We start from the raw sequence: 17065 nt of genomic DNA on the forward strand, positions 1-17065 counted from the left end.
TGATGTACTCCAAGGGCGTGCTGGCCAAGAACAACCGCCAGTTTGTGGAGCGCGCCGCCCGCGTCATCCGCGAGTATGGCTGTGAGGTCGCCACCCCGGATGAAGCCCGTCAGATCCTCAGCCTCAAGTAATTTCCTTAGATTTACTCCAAAAACCGGTTCTGTCTACGGGCAGAACCGGTTTTTTATCTGGAATGTCCTCTTACTGAAAAAGAGAGGGAACCGAATGTTCGGTTCCCTCTGAGGCATCTCTATGGTTATGAATGGCCGCAGCTTAGCCGAAGTAGCGCTTCAGCAGGCCCTCGAAAGCCTTGCCGTGGCGGGCCTCATCGCGAGCCATCTCGTGCACGGTGTCATGGATGGCGTCCAGGTTCAGCTCCTTGGCCTTCTTGGCCAGCTCGAACTTGCCCATGGTGGCGCCGTTCTCAGCGTCTACGCGCATCTCCAGGTTCTTCTTGGTGGAGGCGGTTACTACCTCGCCCAGCAGCTCAGCGAACTTGGCGGCGTGCTCAGCCTCTTCGTAAGCGGCCTTCTCCCAGTACAGACCGATCTCGGGATAACCCTCACGGTGGGCCACACGGGCCATGGCCAGGTACATGCCCACCTCGGAGCACTCGCCGTTGAAGTTCTCCCGCAGGCCCTGGAGAATCTCCTCGGGCGCGCCCTGGGCTACGCCGACCACGTGCTCGGCAGCCCAGCTGCGCTCAGCGCTCTGCTCCACGAACTTGGACGCGGGAGCCTTGCAGATGGGGCACTTCTCAGGAGCGGCCTCACCCTCATAAACATAACCGCAGACAGAGCAGACAAACTTTTTCTTCATAATAATTTCCTCCTCATAATTTATTTAATGATTTTGTTTGTGTTCTTAATCAGTAATAATTACTGTTTCTGATAAGAATATAGCACACCATTTCCGCTCCGTCAAGTATTTTTTTATTTTTTCTGGAAAAATTTTAGCCGCATGCAACTTTGGCCGGGTCGATCGACCCGGCCAAAGCCACGACTATGCTCAGCGTCCCGCCTTCCAGCGCCTGCGCCCCAGGAGCAGAATCAGAATCCCTGCCGCCGTCAGCGCACCGCCCACCACAAGTTCTACGATAATCGGTATGTAAATCGCACCGGAAATCAAATCGCCGCTTATACTCATATACCTCGTTCTCTCCTTTCCCCTAGAAAGGTCCCATCTGCTGTGTGATCTGCTCCGTCATGCGCAAGAAGCTGTAAATTGTGGCCAGGGACATCAGGCCCCGCACCATCAGAAACAGCCCCACCCCCAACGGGATAAGTCCCAGCAGATACCATTGGGGCCGCTTTGCCCTCGGCGGGACGGCAGCCGCCGCCTCCGGCTCAGGGGACTCATTACCCAATAGGGTATCCGTGGAGACCTGAAACAGCCGGGCCAGGGCCAGTACCTTGTCCAGGTCGGGCTGGGCGTCGTTCAGCTCCCACTTGCTTACCGCCTGGCGGGATACCCCCAGCGCTTCGGCCAACTGCTCCTGGGACAGGCCGTTTTTCTTTCGATAGGATTGAATCCGTTCTCCCAAGGTCATGTTCGACGACCTCCTTTCTGTCCTCACCTTATCAGACGCCCCGGTTGCGCACTACAAAGCGGGCTTTGCAATTGCGCAACCGGCGGTTGCGCGGCTACAGGCGGTCCACCGTCGCCCGGTATTCCTCCCAGGTGTAGAGGATATTGAGCACCGCCAGCATAGCATTGGCGCTCATGTGCCCGGGCAAATCCAGCGCCCGGAGCAGGCTCTGTCGGCGCTCCGCCGCGCCGGGGCCGCCGGAGAGGCCGTCGGCAAACAGGTCGGCCTTGGTGATGGGCCGCCTGGGGGGCGCGTCCGGGGCCGGGGCGTCCAGGAGGGTGGCTCCGGCCCGGCGCAGGGCCTCCTCCAGCACCGCCGGGGACATTCCCTCCACGCCCAGCTTTCCCTCCCTGCCCGGGGCGCGCTTGCGCCGCTCCTTGCCATACCGGTCCGGGATATAGGCATGCTTGACCAAAGCGGGGTCGATGGCCCCCTTTAAATAGTTCCGTATAACAAAGCCCGCCCCATCGGAGTCGGTGAGGACGATCAGCCCCTGCTCCGCCGCCAGGCGGCGGAGCAGGGCCAGCCGCTCCCCGTCCTTGAATATCCCAAAGCCCCGGGTCTCCAGAATCACCCCATCCACCAGCTGGGAGAGAGTGTTTTTGTCGTAGCGGCCCTCCACAACAATGGCCTCCTTCACACGCAGCACCGCTTCAGGCCCCCTTTTTGACCGCCAGCTCCATGAGCAGACCGGTGAGCAGCTCCTGCCCGTCGGCGCCGGTGGATTTCATGGCCAGGTCGGTCTCTCCGCAGCGGATCACCGCTCTGCGGCACCAGGGCAGGGAAAAGCGCCGGGCGGACTGCATCAGCCGCTCCGCCGGGTAGGACGAGCGCATGCCCCACTGCTCCATCAGATAGGCCGTGCCCTGCTTTGCCTCAATGGCTAGGCGTGCGGAGTAGAGCTGCCGCAGCTGTTTGCCCAGAACGGCCAGGATCTTGATGGGGGCCTCCTGCATGTGATACAGGTCACTTAAAACGCCGGCCGCCCGGTCGAAGTTCCCTGCGGCGATGGCGTCCGTCATCTGAAAAACCACCGCGTCCAGCTGGGGGGTGGCCACCGCGTCTATGTCCGACCGGGTGACCCGGTGCCCCTTGGCGTAGGCGCCGATCTTTCCGATCTCTGAGATCAGGTTGTTCATCAGGTCCCCGCACAGGAACATTAGGTATTTGGCGTCCTCGGTGCCGATGTCCCTGTCCAGGGCGCGGAAGCGCCGGGAGATCCAGTCCACCAGATCCCCCTGCTCCTGCCGGTGGAAGGATACCACGCTCCCTTTAGCCTTGAGCAGGGCGGCCAGCTTGGTGCGGGCGTCCGCCTTGTACTCGATCAGGTCATAGACGAATACCAAGCACACGTACTCGGGCAGGTCGGAGAGCAGCTGAGTCAGCCCCTCCTTGTCCCCTTTATAAATATCGTAGTCGCTGACCACGATCAGGGTGCGCTGGCTCATCATGGGCAGACAGTCCACCAACTGACCCAGGGTCTTGAGGTCGAACTCCTTCCCGCTGAGGGTGTGCAGGTTGAAGGCCTCCACCCCTCCGGGGAGGAGCTTCTTTTTCATCTCCCCCAGGTAGAAGTCCCGCAGGTAGGCCTCCTCCCCGTGGAACACATAGAGCTGACCCAGCGTATTCCCCTTCAGGTCCTGCTTCAGCTTCTGGAGGGCGGCTTTATCCGGTTTCGCTTTGGGCGGCATGACGATTCTCCCTTTCTGTTGCGGTAATGGTCACGGTCCCCTGCCAGTCGGTGCGGTAGATGGCGCAGCCGGCGGCGGCCAGGCGCTCCAGGGTCTCAGGCGCCGGGTGACCGTATGTATTGTAGCCCACGGAGATAACCGCATATTCCGGCGCAGCGGCCAGCAGCAGCTCCTCCGAGCAGGCGTATTTGGAGCCGTGGTGGCCCGCCACCAGCAGCTCGATATCCGGCAGACGGCCGTATTTGATCAGGCGGCCCTCCACCACGGTGTTCATATCTCCGGTAATCAGGGCGTCAAAGTCCCCGGCGGTGCACAGCACAGACAGGCCCTCCTCGTTGGCGCCCCCGTCCCCCAGGGGCGCGTAGACCGTGGCCTCCGCCCCGCCGAGGGAAACGCGGGCATCCTCCGAGATGAGGCGCACCCCCACCCCCTTTTCCGCCGCCAGGCGCAGAATCTCCCGGCGCAGGGGGTCATCCTCTTCCTCCTCCACATCGGGGAGCAGCAGCAATCCCACCTCCAGCCGCTCTAGCAGCTGGGGCACGCCTCCGGCGTGGTCGGTATGGCAATGGGTGAGCACCAGCAGGTCCAGCCGGGTCAGCCCCAAACTCTGCACATAGTCAGCGGCCACGTCCCCCGGGTCCTCCAGTCCGCTGCCGCCGCAATCCACCAGCATGGCGCGGCCCTGGCTGTAAAAGGCCACGGACAGCCCCTGCCCCACGTCCAGCACCGATACCGTCAGGCTCCCGCCGGTCAGGGAGAAGGTGTTGAGCAGCACCGCCGCGCACAGGCATACCGCCCCCGCGCACACGGGGAACAGAGGCCGCCGTCGCTCCCCGCGCCTTCCCCGCAGCAGCCACAGGGTCAGCAGCACGTAGGCCAGCGTCAGCCAGAGGGTGAAATAAACCGACGAGGCGGACACTGCGGCGAAGGGCAGCCGGGCGATTCCCCGGGCCGCCCAAAGAATCCACCGGGCCAGCAGGGACACAGGCAGAGCCAGCACCGCCGCCGCCCCCGGCAGTGCCAGCCCCAGCAGCGCCAGGGCGATCCCGCCCAGGAACAGGCCGGACACTGCCCAGACCGTCAGCAGATTGCTCAGAGGAGCCATCAGGGAGATGGAGTTGAAATACCAGGCGCTCAGTGGCGTGGTAAACACCAGGGCCCCCACGGTGAGGGCCAGGGAGGCGCACATGCCCCGGCCCGCCCGCAGCGCCAGCTTCCCCGCCCTGCGCTTCGCCCTCCGGGGCAGGCGGGCGGTCCACCGGGCCTGCAGGGGCCCGCTGAACAGGGTAATGCCCGCCACAGCGGCAAAAGAGAGCTGAAGGGACACGCTGGCCGCGGCGTAGGGATTCTGCACCAGCAGGACCATCAGCACCGCGGCGAGGGTGGTGGGCTTATCGTCCTCCCGCCCGGTCAGGGGCGCCAGCTGCAAAAGCGTGCACATCAGCACCGCCCGCAGCGCCGACGGTGCATTGCCCGCCACGGCGGCAAAGGAAAAGAGCAGAGCGGCCACCGCCAAAGCGGTGCGCCGCCTTCCCCGGCCCAGCAGCACGGTCAGCGCCCCGGCCAGGTAGGATACGTGCAGCCCGGACACCGCCACCATGTGGGCCAGCCCCGCCCGGCGCAGGGCGGAGTAATCCCCGCCGCACAGGGCAGACTTGTCCCCGGTGACCAGAGCGGTGACCAGGCCCGATGCCTCCGCCGGAAATACCGCCGCCGCGCTGTCCTTCAGGGCGCGGGAGACATAGACGGGCCAGTGCCGGGGCGGCACCTGCTCCGGGCGGGAAACCGTCAATTCCTCCTCCGTCCGGATATAGGCGGTCAGGGTGACTCCCTTGGCGTAGTAATAGTCGTTCTTCTCCCCGGCGATGGTATCCGCCAGGCGGAAGTCCCCGGTAAAGGCAAGCCGGTCCCCCGGGCGAAGCCGGGGCGGAGATTCACCCCGCAGGTAGAGCCGGGCCTTCTGATCCGGCCCCTCCGGGCACTCCACCCGCACCAGCACACCATAGCCGTAGCCCGTCTCCTCCGGCCAGTCACACACCACCGCGGAGACCCGGGCGGTTTGCCCCGCCAGGGCACGGGCCGGGGCGTGGAACCAGGCGGTATAGGCCCCCGTCCATGCCATCCCGGCGGCCAGACCCAGGGCGCAGAGCATCCACCCCAGGCGGCGCTTTCCGGAAAACAGCAGCCCTGGCAGCGCTGCCAGGGCGCACACCGCACACACCGGAAACCACCAGCCCTCCGGCAGCAGATACACCGCCAGAAAGACCGCCGCGGAAAAGGCGGCGGCAAAAATGGCCAGCTTACGCATGGGGAGGGGCGGGATCATCCGTCCGGCCAAGGATATAGTCTGTGCTGGTCTGATACAAATCCGCCAGCTTTATCAGGGCCCACACCGGGATCTCCCGCGTCCCCTTTTCATACCGGCGGTACACTTCCCGATTCAGGTTCAAATATGCGGCAATTTGAATCTGTGTTTTGTCATGGTCGACCCGCAGGTCCTCCAAGCGGCTGAAATACATATAGCAGCACCTCAAAGAAATGCTACTAAATTGTCGCATTCTCCGGAAAATATGCTACTATACGGATGTATTTTAACTCTTTTTTTCAGATGTTGCAACTCAACCACGCACGTATATTCGTTCTTGTCCTTTTTAATACTTTAATGTATAATAAATTAATTACATTCTGCTGGGAGGAATTTATCAAAAAGGGGAGAGTGAACGTACTATGCAGCTGTTTTCTGAGCTGATGACAGCAGTCGACGATTTTATCTGGGGCATCCCCATGATCGTTCTGCTGTTCGGCACCCATCTGTTTCTGACCATCCGCACCCGCTTTATTCAGCGCAAGACCTTTACCGGCGTCCGCCTGTCCGTCACCAAGGACCCGGATTCCCCCGGAGATGTGAGCCAGTTTCAGGCCCTCACCACCGCCCTGGCCTCCACGATCGGCACGGGCAATATCATCGGTGTGGGCACCGCCATCTTTATGGGCGGCCCCGGCGCAGTGCTCTGGTGCTGGCTGACCGGCGTGTTCGGTATCGCCACCAAGTACGCCGAATCCTTTATCGCGGTGAAATACCGGGTGCGCACCCCGGACGGCAAAATGCAGGGCGGCGCCATGTACGCCCTGGAGCGGGGACTAAACCTGAAATGGCTGGGCGTACTCTTTGCCGTATTCGCGGTGATCGCCTCCTTCGGCATCGGCTGCGGCACCCAGATCAACGCCATTGCCGAGGTCATTGAGACCAATATCCCCATACCCATTCCCCGCATTGTCATCGGCCTGGTGGGCGGCGCGCTCACCGCCATTGTCATCATCGGCGGCATCCAGTCCATCGCCACGGTCTGCGAAAAGCTGGTCCCCCTGATGGCCGCGTTTTATGTGGTGGGCTGCATTATTATTCTGGGCATCAATTACGACTTTATCGGTCCCGCCATTACCACGATCGTCAGGCTGGCCTTCACCCCCGGCGCGGTGGCCGGCGGTCTGGTGGGGCAGGGCATCATGATGGCCGCCCGCTACGGCGTGGCGCGGGGGCTGTTCTCCAATGAGTCCGGCATGGGCTCGGCACCCCTGGTGGCCTCCGCCGCCCAGACCCGCAACCCGGTACGGCAGGCCCTGGTCTCCGCCACCGGCACCTTCTGGGACACAGTGGTGGTCTGCCTGATGACCGGGCTGGTGCTGGTCTCCACGATCATGAAAAATCCCAGCATCAATATGGATTCTATCGCCAACGGCGGACAGATGACCACCGCGGCGTTCAGCCAGATCCCAGTGCTGGGCCCCGTCATTCTGGTAGTGGGCATCATTACCTTCGCCTGGTCCACCATTCTGGGCTGGTCCTACTATGGCGAGCGCTGCGCCCAATATCTGTGGGGCAAAAAGGCCATCCTGCCTTATAAGATTCTCTTTGTCCTAGTCACGATCATTGGGCCGGTTCTGGCCCTGGATCTGGTATGGACCATTGCAGATATCCTCAACGCCCTGATGGCCATTCCCAACCTGGTCGCGGTCCTGCTCCTCTCCGGCGTCATTGCCAGGGAGACCAGGTATTACCTGGATCACCTGGATGAAATCGACCGCAGCGAGATCCCCATGGTGGATAAATAACCGGTTCCGGAACAAAAGAGAGCCGCTCGGAATATTCCGCGCGGCTCTCTTTTTCTTTCCATTCAGTCCTGCGTGAGAATGCCGCTCAGGTCCACCGGCGCAGCGTCGCCCCACAGGCGCTCCAGATCATAGAATTTTCGCGCCTCTTCGTTGAAGATATGGACTACCACGGCGGAAAAGTCCAGCAGTACCCAGGTTCCGCCCCCATGGCCCTCGATGTGATGAGGGGGCTCGCCCGCATCCTTCAGCGTCTTTTCGCAGAAATCCGCCAGCGCTTTGATCTGGGTGGTGGAGGAGGCGGAACAGATCACAAAATAGTCGGCCAGAGAGGTGATGTCTCCCGTCTCCAGCACGCGGATATCCTGGCCTTTCTTCGCGTCCAGCGCCCGCGCGGCGGCCAGTGCCATTTCCTTTGGATTCATCTCAATTTCTCCTTTTCGCTTACTCTACCGGCTCCATGCCCGGCCCGGAAGTGGGTGCCGTCGACGGCGCCGGCGTAGCTGCCGGCGTAGCTGCCGGCGTAGGCGTCGGCATGGGGGTTGGTGTGGGAGAGGGGGCAGGCTGCTCACTGGCTCCGGGGCTCTCAGAGGGCGGCGCCGTGGTCTGGCCGCCTTCGCCGCCCTCCGGGGACGTGACAGGCATCTCGGTCCCGGGCGTGGGGCTGGGGGTGGGCGTAACGGTCTGGCTCATACCCCCGGAACTGCCGGAGCTGGAGCCCGAGCTGCCGGAGCTGGAGATGCTGGTCACCAGCTTCAGCTCGCTCAGCCGTATATCGTCCCGATAGGGGTTGAAGCCCTCATTGATGGCCGCCAGAAGCTCGCTGCCCACGGGCAGCACATGGGCGCCGTCCCCGGCGGACTGATAGGGCATGGTCATAAATGCCACGCTGTCCATATCCAGCTTACCCACGGCGGATTTTGCAAAATAGGCCATGTTGGGCACGGTCAGATCTGTAACCACATTTTTCTGGAAAATACTGATATACTCCGTCAGGTTGGTGAGCAGCACCTCCGGCTGCAGGCACTTGGCGATGATCGCCTTCATAAACTCCTGCTGGGTCCCAATGCGGCCGATGTCGCCGGTGGCATAGCCGCTGTTGAGGATATGCCCTCTGTCGTCGCTGTTGTGGCGCCAGCGGATAAGCTGCATGGCCTTGTCTCCATCCAGTAGCTGATAGCCCGGCTGCAGATCAATCTTGAAATTCTGCGTCAGATCGTTGTAATACATCCGGCGGGGCACATCAAAGTACACCCCGTCAATGGCGTCCACCAGGGTCCCCACGGCCTCCCACTGGATGATGACATAGAAATCCGGCGTCACACCGGTGAGGTCGCTCACCGCATCCTTCAGGGCCGTGATGCCCTGATCGTCCTTCGCGCCGCCGGCCCGGTTGTAGACGGAGTTGAGCAGCACCCTGCGGCCGTTATAGTTCACAAAGGTATCCCGGGGCAGGCTCATCACGCTGAGCTTCTGGTTGGGCACGTCGTAGGCGGCCAGCATCATGGTGTCGGTATTGCCGCCGCCATAGGTATCCTGTCCCACCAGCAGGAATGTATAAAACTGCTCCTTCCGGTCGGCGGAGAGGCCCGGTATCTCCACTTCGACCTCATTGCCCTCCTCGTCGATTACCGTGGTGGTCTGCGGCTTTCGGGTGGCCAGCTCACCCTCCCCCGGCGGCGCGCTGAACACGTTCCAGAAGAGAAAGCCCACCACGATCACCGCAGCGATCACGGTGAGGACGATATAGAGAACGCGCAGGGTCTTCTGCTTCTGTGTACGCTGGCCCGCCGGCCTTTTTTCCTTTTGGGCGGGCTTGGGAAGCCGGGAACCGCCCTCTGTGTGATTTCTCTCTTTTGGACTCATGTTCTATCCTTTCTGATGCTTCAGCCAGTCCCGCGCCCGGATGGTGTTCGGATGCACGGGCAGGCCGCGCTCCGCCATCTCCGCAATGCTCATTTCACATCCGGCCAGCACAGCTGCGTCCAGGTCCCGACCAGCCAGCTCCCGCAGGCGTTCCACCCCCGGAAAATCCCGGGTCGGTTCCATATAGTCGGCAATGTAAAGAATTTTTTCCAGCAGGCTCATATCAGCCTTTCCCGTAGTGTGCCAGAAAATTGCCTCATATATGTCGTCCTCCTGTCCATAGACATACCGCGCCATGCAGGCGCCGGTTTTGGAGTGGAGCAGCTTTACCGCCTTTTGTTCCAAATCATCCAGTACAATACCATACTGGCGGCATATTTTCAACTGTTCTTCCATCTCATAATATTTGGTACAGTCGTGGAGGATGGCCGCCCGGCGCGCCTTCTCCACGTCCGCCCCCCAGCGCTGCGCCAGGCGCACCGCCTCTTCCTCCGTCCCCTTCACGTGGGCGATGCGCTTGGCGCGCATCATGGAGTAGGAGCAGGCCCGCAGCTGCTGGTCTGTCAGGCGCTTCAGGTCTGCCTGAACGCCGTACAGCCCCCGGCGCAGAAGGTAGCCGTATACCGACGGGGGCAGATATTCCTGCCCCTCCCCCTTTGCCAGCCGCTCCCTCAGCTGGGTGGAGGAGATCTCCACGATTTCCGGCTGGTGGATCACCCGCACCTGCGCCCCATAGGTCTTTTGTAGCAGCTCCGCCTGCGCGGCAAATGCGGCGTCCCGGTCGGCATGGGCGCGGGAGAAGGCGCAGATTCCGGCCAAAGCCATGATCGTCTCCGGCTCCCGCCAAGTCTGAAGGGAGAGGAACATATCCGTCCCCACCAACAGCCAGAGCTGGGCGTCGGGATATTGCCCCCGCAGCTGGCGCAGCGTGTCGGCCGTGTAGCTCTTGCCCGGGCGCTCCAGCTCCAGGGAGCTGACCTCCACCTGTTTGGGGAGCAGCAGGGTGTCCGCGGCAATCTCCGTCAGGCGCAGGCGCTCCTGTGCCGGCGGCGTCCCCGCCGGCAGCGCCTTATGGGGCGGCAGCGCTGCCGGTATGAACAGCAGCTTGTCCAGGCCCAGGGCGTCAATGGCTGTACGGGCCGCCGCCAGGTGCCCCCTGTGGGGCGGATTGAAGGAACCGCCATAGATCCCCAGCTTCATGCTATGTTCCCCCTTAAAGACGTTTTAACCCCGCTTTTTGTTCCCGCTCACCAGGACGATTTTATCGCTTTTATCCTTCTTATGGCTGGGACGGTACAGGACAAACTTTGTCCCGATCACCTGTACCACCTCGGAGCGGGTCACCTGCCCCAATGCGTCCGCCGCCTCCCGGGCGGTGAGCATGGAGTTCTCCAGCACCCGGCACTTGATGAGCTCGCGGGCCTCCAGGGCATCGTCCGCCTGCTTGGTCAGGTTCTCTCCGATTCCGTCCTTTCCGATGTGCACAATGGTGTCGATGGAATTTGCAAGCCCGCGCAGCTGGGCACGCTGTTTACTGGTCAGTTCCATTGAGATAGTTCTCCAATTCTACTTTAAAATTCCGCAAAGCTACCCCCCGGTGGGAGATGGCGTTTTTCTCCTCCGGCGTCAGCTGTGCAAAGGTCTTCTTCAGACCGGGCACGAAAAAAATAGGGTCGTAGCCGAAGCCGTCCTCCCCCTTGGGCGCGTAGGCCAGAGTGCCACGGCACTCCCCCTCGGCCTCCACCCTGTCCCCGTTCGGGAAGCAGCAGCAGATGGCCGAGACAAACCGGCACCGCCGGTCCAGCATGCCCCGCATATTCTCCAGCAGTAGGCGATAGCGGCCCACGTCGTCCAGGCCCTCCCCGCCGTAGCGGGCGGAGTAGACTCCCGGCGCCCCGTTGAGGGCGTCCACGCACAGCCCAGAGTCGTCGGCAATGGCGGGCAGGTCGCTGGCCTTTGCCACAGCGCCGGCCTTCAGACAGGCGTTTTCCGCGAAGGTGCTCCCGGTCTCCTCTACCTCCACATCCACACCGGCCTCGGTCTCGGAGATGACCTCGATCCCCAGCCCCTGGAGGATCTCCCGCATCTCCCTCAGCTTGCCCGGATTTTTGCTGGCCAACACCAGTTTCATCTCTCACCCTCCAATGCGGCCCGCTGGATGGCCTGAATCTCCCGTATTCCCTTCTGACACAGGTCCACCAGGGCGCGCTGCTCCGCCACTGTGAAGGCCCGGCCCTCGCCGGTGCCCTGGAGCTCCACCAGCTCCCCTTCGCCGGTCATGACGCAGTTCAGGTCCACCTGGGCGGCGGAGTCCTCCTCGTAGCACAGGTCCAGCAGCAGCTCGTCGTTGACAATCCCCGCGGACACGGCGGCCACGCAGGTCTTGAGGGGCATCTCGGCCAGCGCCCCCTCCTGCACCAGCCTGTGCAGGGCGCAGGACAGGGCCACAAATCCGCCGGTCACACTGGCGGTGCGGGTGCCGCCGTCCCCCTGGAGCACGTCGCAGTCCACCGTAATCGTGCGCTCCCCCAGCTTGGCCATATCCACGCAGGCGCGCAGGGCTCGGCCGATGAGCCGCTGGATCTCCGCGCTGCGGGGGGAGAGCTTGAGTTTGGAGATGTCCCGCTTGGAGCGCTCCCGGTTGGCCCGGGGGAGCATGGAGTACTCGGCGGTGACCCAGCCCTCCCCCTCGGGGACATGGGGCGGGGTGCGCTCCTCTACGCTGGCGCAGCACAGCACATGGGTATTGCCGCAGCGGATCAGGCAGGAGCCCTCTGCAAATTTGTTGATATTGGGAATGATCTCAATGGGCCGCAGCTGATCGCCGGCCCGTCCGTCGATTCTCGCCATGGTTTCCTCCGTTCCAAATCGCCGCAGGCGACTTTTACTTGAAATCTGTCCCAAGCAGGACATGCGCCTGCGCAGGACGCCGCTGCCCCCGGCCGCCGCGGCCGGGGCCTCCCGCGCCGTGCGCGGGAGAGGGTGGGGGCTCAAAACGCTGTGCCGCTCCCACCTGGAAATTAGATCAGCGCCTCTACAAATGCCCTTGGCTCAAAGGGCATCAGGTCGTCGATGCCCTCGCCCACGCCGATGAATTTCACCGGCACCTGCAGCTCCTGGGCGATGGCGATGACGATGCCTCCCTTGGCGCTGCCGTCCAGCTTGGTGAGCACAATGCCGGTGATCCCGGCCGCCTCCTTAAACTGCTTGGCTTGGATCAGCCCGTTCTGCCCGGTGGTGGCGTCCAGCACCAGCAGGGTCTCCCGGTCGCAGCCGGGCAGCTCCCGGTCGATGATGCGGCTGATCTTGTTCAGCTCATTCATCAGGTTCTGCTTGTTGTGCAGCCGCCCGGCGGTGTCCACCAACACTACGTCGGTCCGGCGGGCCTTGGCGGCGGTCAGCGCGTCAAACACCACGGCGGCCGGATCGGCCCCCTCGTGCTGCCGGACGATCTCCACGCCGCTGCGCTCGCTCCAGATCTCCAGCTGGTCGGCGGCCGCGGCGCGGAAGGTGTCGGCCGCGGCCATGAGCACCCGCCTGCCGTCCCCCTTCAGCCGGGAGGCCAGCTTGCCGATGGTGGTGGTCTTGCCAACCCCGTTGACCCCGATGAAGAGGGCCACGGAGGGACTGGTGTCCAGCTTCAGCTCCGGCTCGCCCACCTCCAGCAGCTCGGTGAGGATATCCCGCAGGCAGGCGCGGGCGCCCTCGGCCTCTTTGACCTTGTCCCGCTTCACCCGATCCCGCAGCTCCTCCACCACCTTGAGGGTGGTCTCCACCCCCATGTCGCCCAGGATGAGGGTCTCCTCCAGCCCGTCATAGAAGTCGTCGTCCAACTCCCCGGCGAAAAGCTGGTCAAAGGAATGGCCGATGTTCTCCTTGGTGCGGGACAGCCCCGCCTTGATCTTTTCAAAAAAGCCCATTTTAAATGCTCCTTTTGGTTTTTGGAGGGGTGCCCTCCAGGGGAATCGGCTCCCGCGGGGGACGTCAAGTCCCTCACTTGATGTTCAGCTCTTTTTCCACATCGTTGAGATTGATGGTCAGCATCCGGCTGATACCCCGCCCAGCCACGGCTGTGCGGGGACCCCTTGATTTTACTCAAATCGCCGGAAATGAATCCCGGCGATTTCAAGGTTTTGCCTCAGGGCAAAACACTTGACGGCGCAAGCGCCGCCCCGCCTTCGGCGGGTGGGCATCAGCCACCAGCCTGTAAGATATCACTTAATGTGCAGCTCTTTTTCCACATCGTTCAGGTTAATCGTCAGCATCCGGCTGATGCCCTGCTCCTGCATGGTGACGCCGTAGAGCACGTCGGCCTCCTCCATGGTGCCGCGGCGGTGGGTGATGACGATGAACTGAGTCTTATCCGCCATCGAGCGCATATAGCGGGCAAAGCGCACCACGTTGGCGTCGTCCAGGGCGGCCTCAATCTCGTCCATCACCACAAAGGGCGTGGGCCGCACCTTGAGAATGGCAAAGTAGAGGGCGATGGCCACAAAGGCCTTCTCGCCGCCGGAGAGCAGGGTAATAATCTTCAGCGCCTTGCCCGGAGGCTGCACCTTGATCTCGATGCCGCAGTTGAGGATGTCCTCCGGGTCCTCCAGCTCCAGGGTGGCCTTGCCGCCCCCGAACAGCTCCAGAAAGGTCTGCTGGAAGGCCTCGTTGATCACCTGGAACTGCTGGGCGAAGATGGCGCGCATCTCGGCGGTAATGTCGGAAATGATGCTCTCCAGCTCCCGCTTGGCCTTCTGCACGTCGTCCCTCTGTTCGGTAAAATAGGTATAGCGCTCGTTGATGCGCTGAAACTCCTCGATGGCGTCCAGGTTAATATTGCCCAGTCCCGCGATGGAGCGCTTCAACTCGGCCACCCGGCGCTGGGCCTTGGGCACGCTCTCCAGCTCCAGGCGTTGAGCCCGGGCTGCCTCGTGGGAGAGCTCATAGGTCTCCCACAGCTTGTCCAGGAGCTGCTTCTCCTCCAGGGCGGCGGACACCTTTTTCTGCTCCAGGATCGAGACCTCCCGCTCCATGGCCAGCAGCTCGCTGTTCTTATCCCGCGCCGCCCGGTCGGCCTTGTTGCGCTCCGCCTCCAGATCCAGCTTCTCCTGGTTGATGCGGGCGATGTCCGCCTGGCTGGCGGAGGTCTCCTCCCGGATGGCCTGGAGCTGGCGCTCCTTCTCCAGGATCTCCGCCTCCAGGGTCTGATTTTGGGATTGGAACTGGGCCATGAGCGCCTCCCGCTCGGCCCGATCCCCGCTCAGGTCCCGCCGCAGATCCTCCAACTCGGTCAGGGACTGCTCGGAGGCCTGGCGCTCCGCGTCCAGGGCTGCCAGCTTCATGTGCAAATCCGCGATCTGTCCGCCAATGGCCTCCGCCTGCTCCCGCAGGGTGTTCTGGCCCTGGGCCTTGCCCTGCGCCTCTGTCTCCAGGGCGGCGGCAGAGCCCTCCAGCACCTCGATGCGGGCGCGGGCGGCCTGGGTGTCCCGCTCGGTCTGGGCGGAGCGGGCCTGGATCTGCTCCAGCTCGGCCTTCAGCTCGTCCCGCTGGCGGGCCAGATCGGCCGTCTGTTCGTCAAAGCGTGCCTGGCGCTCAGCCAGCTGCAAAACAGCATCCTCATGCTCCCGCTGCTGGGCCTGGGCGGTCTCCAGTTCATAGGCGGCAGCGGTGGCCTCCCGCTGGGCCTCCTCCATGGCTCGGGCGGCCTGGCTGAGCTGCTCGGTCAGGCCGGAGCGCTGGGCGTTCAGCCGCTCCAGCTCGTTGGCGCGGCTGAGAATGCCCGCACTGCGGGACACGGAGCCGCCGGTCATGGAGCCGCCCGGGTTCATCACCTGACCGTCCAAAGTGACGATCTTGAAGCGGCGGCCGTACTTGCGGGCCATGGCCACCGCCCGGTCCATATCCTCGGCGATCACGGTGCGCCCCAGCAGGTTAGAAAACACGTTGGCATACCGGGGCTCAAACCGAATCAGTTCGTCCCCCAGGCCCACAAAGCCCGGCTCATCAAATACGCCCCTGTCCCGGAAGTCGGCGGGCCGCATGGCGTCCACGGGCAGGAAGGTGGCCCGGCCCCCGTCCCGGCGCTTCAGCCAAGCAATGGCGGCCTTGCCGTCGTTCTCGCTGTCCACCACGATGTGCTGCATAGCGCCCCCCAGGGCGATCTCGATGGCCACCGCGTAGGGGTCGGGCACGTGGATCAGCCCGGCCACCGGACCGCGCACCCCCCGGAGCTGGCCGCGCCCGGCCTCCCCCATCACCAGCTTGACCGCCTTGGAGTAGCCCTCGTAGACCTTCTCCATCTCGGCGAGCATGTGGATGCGGGAGCGCAGGGCGTTCTCCTCCATCTGGAGCTTCACGTGCCGGTCCCGGGCCTGGTCGGCCTTCTGCTGGCGGGAGTCCCGACGCAGGGTGTAGCCGTTGATGATGTTCTGCAGGGAGTCCCGATTCTCCCGGGCCTCCTCCAGCTCCCGCTTCACCGCAGCGGCCTCCTCCCGGGCGGTGCGCAGGCGCTCCTCCCCGGCGGAGAGCTCCTGCCGCACAGCCTCGTCCCGGTCATAGAGCTCCTGGGCGGCGGCGGCCAGGGCGGAGAGCAGGGCCTTGGCCTCGGAGGCCGAGGCGGCCTCCACCGCCTGCCGCTGGCGCAGGGCCTCCAACTCGCCGGCCAGGCTGCCTGCGGAGCGGGCAGCCTCCTCCGCCTGGGCCTGCCTGGCGGTAAGGGCCCTCTTCAGCTGCTCTGTCTCAGCCAGCAGCCGCTCCAACCGGGCACGCCGCTCGTCAATCTGCGCGCCGATGGAGCCCGCCCGGCCCTCCTGGGCCTCCAACTCCCGCCGTATGCGGTCGGTGTTCTCCAGGTTATTCCGGATGTTGGTCTTTAAGACCGCCACGGCGTTGTCCAAGCCGTTGGCGTCGGCCTGCCGCTGCATTATGGTGAAGCGGACGCCCTCGGCCTGCACGTCCTTGTCCCGCATCTGTGCGGCGTAGTCCTCGGCCGCGGCGTAGAGGGCCTCCACCTGGGCCTGGGCCTCCTCCTTCTGACGCACGGCGTTTTCGTAGTCGGAGAGCACCTTGATGGCGCCCGCCCGAATCTTTTCCAGCTGCTCCAGCCAGAGGGATATCTCCAGCCCCCGCAGCTCGTCCCGGTAGATGAGAAACTGCCTGGCCTTCTCGCTCTGGATCCGCAGGGGCTCCACCTGGAGTTCCAGCTCGTCGATCTTGTCCGTGATGCGCACCAGGTTCTCCTGGGTGCGCTCCAGCTTGCGTTCGGCCTCCTCCTTGCGGTGGCGGTAACGGGAAATGCCGGCCGCCTCCTCAAAGACCTCCCGGCGGTCGGCGGACTTGACGGAGAGGATCTCGTCTATCTTGCCCTGCCCGATGATAGAATAGCCCTCCCGGCCCAGGCCGGTGTCCATAAACAGCTCGTTGACGTCCTTCAGGCGCACTGAGCGCCGGTTGATGTAGTATTCACTCTCCCCAGAGCGGTAATAGCGCCGGGTGACCATCACCTCGGACTCCTCCATGCTGAAGAAGTGCCCGGTATTGTCCAGCACGAGGGAGACCTCAGCAAACCCCGTCTGCTTACGGCGCGCGGTGCCGCCGAAGATCACGTCCTCCATCTTACCGCCCCGCAGGGCTTTCGTGGACTGTTCCCCCATCACCCAGCGGATGGCGTCGGAGATATTTGATTTTCCGCTGCCATTGGGGCCGACAATGGCCGTGATGTCCTCCCCGAAGGTCAGGACCGTCTTGTCCGGGAAAGACTTGAACCCCTGGATTTCCAGTGCCTTTAAATACAAAATACGCACCCCACTGCCTATGCCGC

Annotated in this window: 17 protein-coding genes; 2 read left to right on the plus strand and 15 right to left on the minus strand. The window is 63.3% G+C overall.

Features of this window, described 5'->3' with window-relative positions:
- The first annotated feature begins 2 nt into the window (after window positions 1-2).
- Window positions 3-131, plus strand: a complete 129-nt coding sequence (locus H9Q75_RS04775; RefSeq protein WP_186565042.1) for a 3-keto-5-aminohexanoate cleavage protein — start codon at window positions 3-5, stop codon at window positions 129-131.
- 142 nt (window positions 132-273) lie between these two features.
- On the opposite strand, the gene H9Q75_RS04780 is transcribed toward H9Q75_RS04775, so the two are convergent.
- From H9Q75_RS04780 to H9Q75_RS04810, 7 genes are all read right to left on the minus strand, one after another.
- Window positions 274-819 (minus strand): NADH peroxidase, encoded by a 546-nt coding sequence (locus tag H9Q75_RS04780; RefSeq protein ID WP_186565043.1) that lies wholly within the window; start codon window positions 817-819, stop codon window positions 274-276.
- Between the two features lie 189 nt (window positions 820-1008).
- Window positions 1009-1146: a hypothetical protein gene (locus H9Q75_RS04785; RefSeq protein WP_186565044.1), complete on the minus strand. Its 138-nt coding sequence runs from the start codon at window positions 1144-1146 to the stop codon at window positions 1009-1011.
- 22 nt (window positions 1147-1168) lie between these two features.
- Window positions 1169-1549, minus strand: a complete 381-nt coding sequence (locus H9Q75_RS04790) for a helix-turn-helix domain-containing protein (RefSeq protein WP_186565045.1) — start codon at window positions 1547-1549, stop codon at window positions 1169-1171.
- A gap of 94 nt (window positions 1550-1643) precedes the next feature.
- A complete protein-coding gene (locus tag H9Q75_RS04795) occupies window positions 1644-2237 on the minus strand; it encodes a DUF4093 domain-containing protein (protein ID WP_186565046.1) in 594 nt (197 codons plus the stop codon).
- A gap of 4 nt (window positions 2238-2241) precedes the next feature.
- Complete coding sequence (gene holA / locus H9Q75_RS04800; protein ID WP_186565047.1) at window positions 2242-3279, minus strand: DNA polymerase III subunit delta; 1038 nt, start codon at window positions 3277-3279, stop codon at window positions 2242-2244.
- Window positions 3254-5587, minus strand: a complete 2334-nt coding sequence (locus H9Q75_RS04805) for a DNA internalization-related competence protein ComEC/Rec2 (protein WP_186565048.1) — start codon at window positions 5585-5587, stop codon at window positions 3254-3256. The genes holA and H9Q75_RS04805 overlap by 26 nt, the downstream gene beginning before the upstream one ends.
- The gene (locus H9Q75_RS04810) at window positions 5580-5798 is read right to left on the minus strand and encodes a helix-turn-helix domain-containing protein (RefSeq protein WP_186565049.1); all 219 of its coding nucleotides are present in this window, start codon (window positions 5796-5798) and stop codon (window positions 5580-5582) included. Before H9Q75_RS04810 ends, H9Q75_RS04805 begins: the two co-directional genes overlap by 8 nt.
- 208 nt (window positions 5799-6006) lie before the next feature.
- Between H9Q75_RS04810 and H9Q75_RS04815 the strand changes: the two genes are divergently transcribed.
- Complete coding sequence (locus H9Q75_RS04815; RefSeq protein ID WP_186565050.1) at window positions 6007-7392, plus strand: alanine/glycine:cation symporter family protein; 1386 nt, start codon at window positions 6007-6009, stop codon at window positions 7390-7392.
- A 62-nt stretch (window positions 7393-7454) separates the two neighbouring features.
- Here the strand turns inward: H9Q75_RS04815 and rsfS are convergent, their stop codons facing one another.
- The 8 genes from rsfS to smc all read right to left on the minus strand — a co-directional run bounded on the left by rsfS (window position 7455) and on the right by smc (window position 17039).
- Window positions 7455-7814 (minus strand): ribosome silencing factor, encoded by a 360-nt coding sequence (gene rsfS / locus H9Q75_RS04820; RefSeq protein ID WP_186565051.1) that lies wholly within the window; start codon window positions 7812-7814, stop codon window positions 7455-7457.
- Window positions 7815-7833: 19 nt separating this feature from the next.
- Window positions 7834-9255: an LCP family protein gene (locus tag H9Q75_RS04825; RefSeq protein ID WP_186565052.1), complete on the minus strand. Its 1422-nt coding sequence runs from the start codon at window positions 9253-9255 to the stop codon at window positions 7834-7836.
- A 3-nt stretch (window positions 9256-9258) separates the two neighbouring features.
- Window positions 9259-10455: a nicotinate (nicotinamide) nucleotide adenylyltransferase gene (gene nadD / locus H9Q75_RS04830; protein WP_186565053.1), complete on the minus strand. Its 1197-nt coding sequence runs from the start codon at window positions 10453-10455 to the stop codon at window positions 9259-9261.
- Window positions 10456-10479: 24 nt separating this feature from the next.
- A complete protein-coding gene (gene yhbY / locus H9Q75_RS04835) occupies window positions 10480-10803 on the minus strand; it encodes a ribosome assembly RNA-binding protein YhbY (protein ID WP_186565054.1) in 324 nt (107 codons plus the stop codon).
- Complete coding sequence (locus H9Q75_RS04840; RefSeq protein ID WP_186565055.1) at window positions 10787-11386, minus strand: XTP/dITP diphosphatase; 600 nt, start codon at window positions 11384-11386, stop codon at window positions 10787-10789. The genes yhbY and H9Q75_RS04840 overlap by 17 nt, the downstream gene beginning before the upstream one ends.
- Window positions 11383-12105 carry a ribonuclease PH gene (gene rph, locus H9Q75_RS04845; protein WP_186565056.1) on the minus strand — a complete coding sequence of 241 codons (723 nt, stop codon included), beginning with the start codon at window positions 12103-12105 and terminating at the stop codon, window positions 11383-11385. The genes H9Q75_RS04840 and rph overlap by 4 nt, the downstream gene beginning before the upstream one ends.
- Window positions 12106-12275: 170 nt before the next feature.
- Window positions 12276-13175: a signal recognition particle-docking protein FtsY gene (ftsY, locus tag H9Q75_RS04850; RefSeq protein ID WP_186565057.1), complete on the minus strand. Its 900-nt coding sequence runs from the start codon at window positions 13173-13175 to the stop codon at window positions 12276-12278.
- A gap of 294 nt (window positions 13176-13469) precedes the next feature.
- Window positions 13470-17039 (minus strand): chromosome segregation protein SMC, encoded by a 3570-nt coding sequence (gene smc / locus H9Q75_RS04855; RefSeq protein WP_423788632.1) that lies wholly within the window; start codon window positions 17037-17039, stop codon window positions 13470-13472.
- Window positions 17040-17065: the final 26 nt, after the last annotated feature.

It is taken from the genome of Lawsonibacter celer, from assembly GCF_014281125.1.
Lineage (GTDB): Bacteria > Bacillota > Clostridia > Oscillospirales > Oscillospiraceae > Lawsonibacter_B > Lawsonibacter_B celer.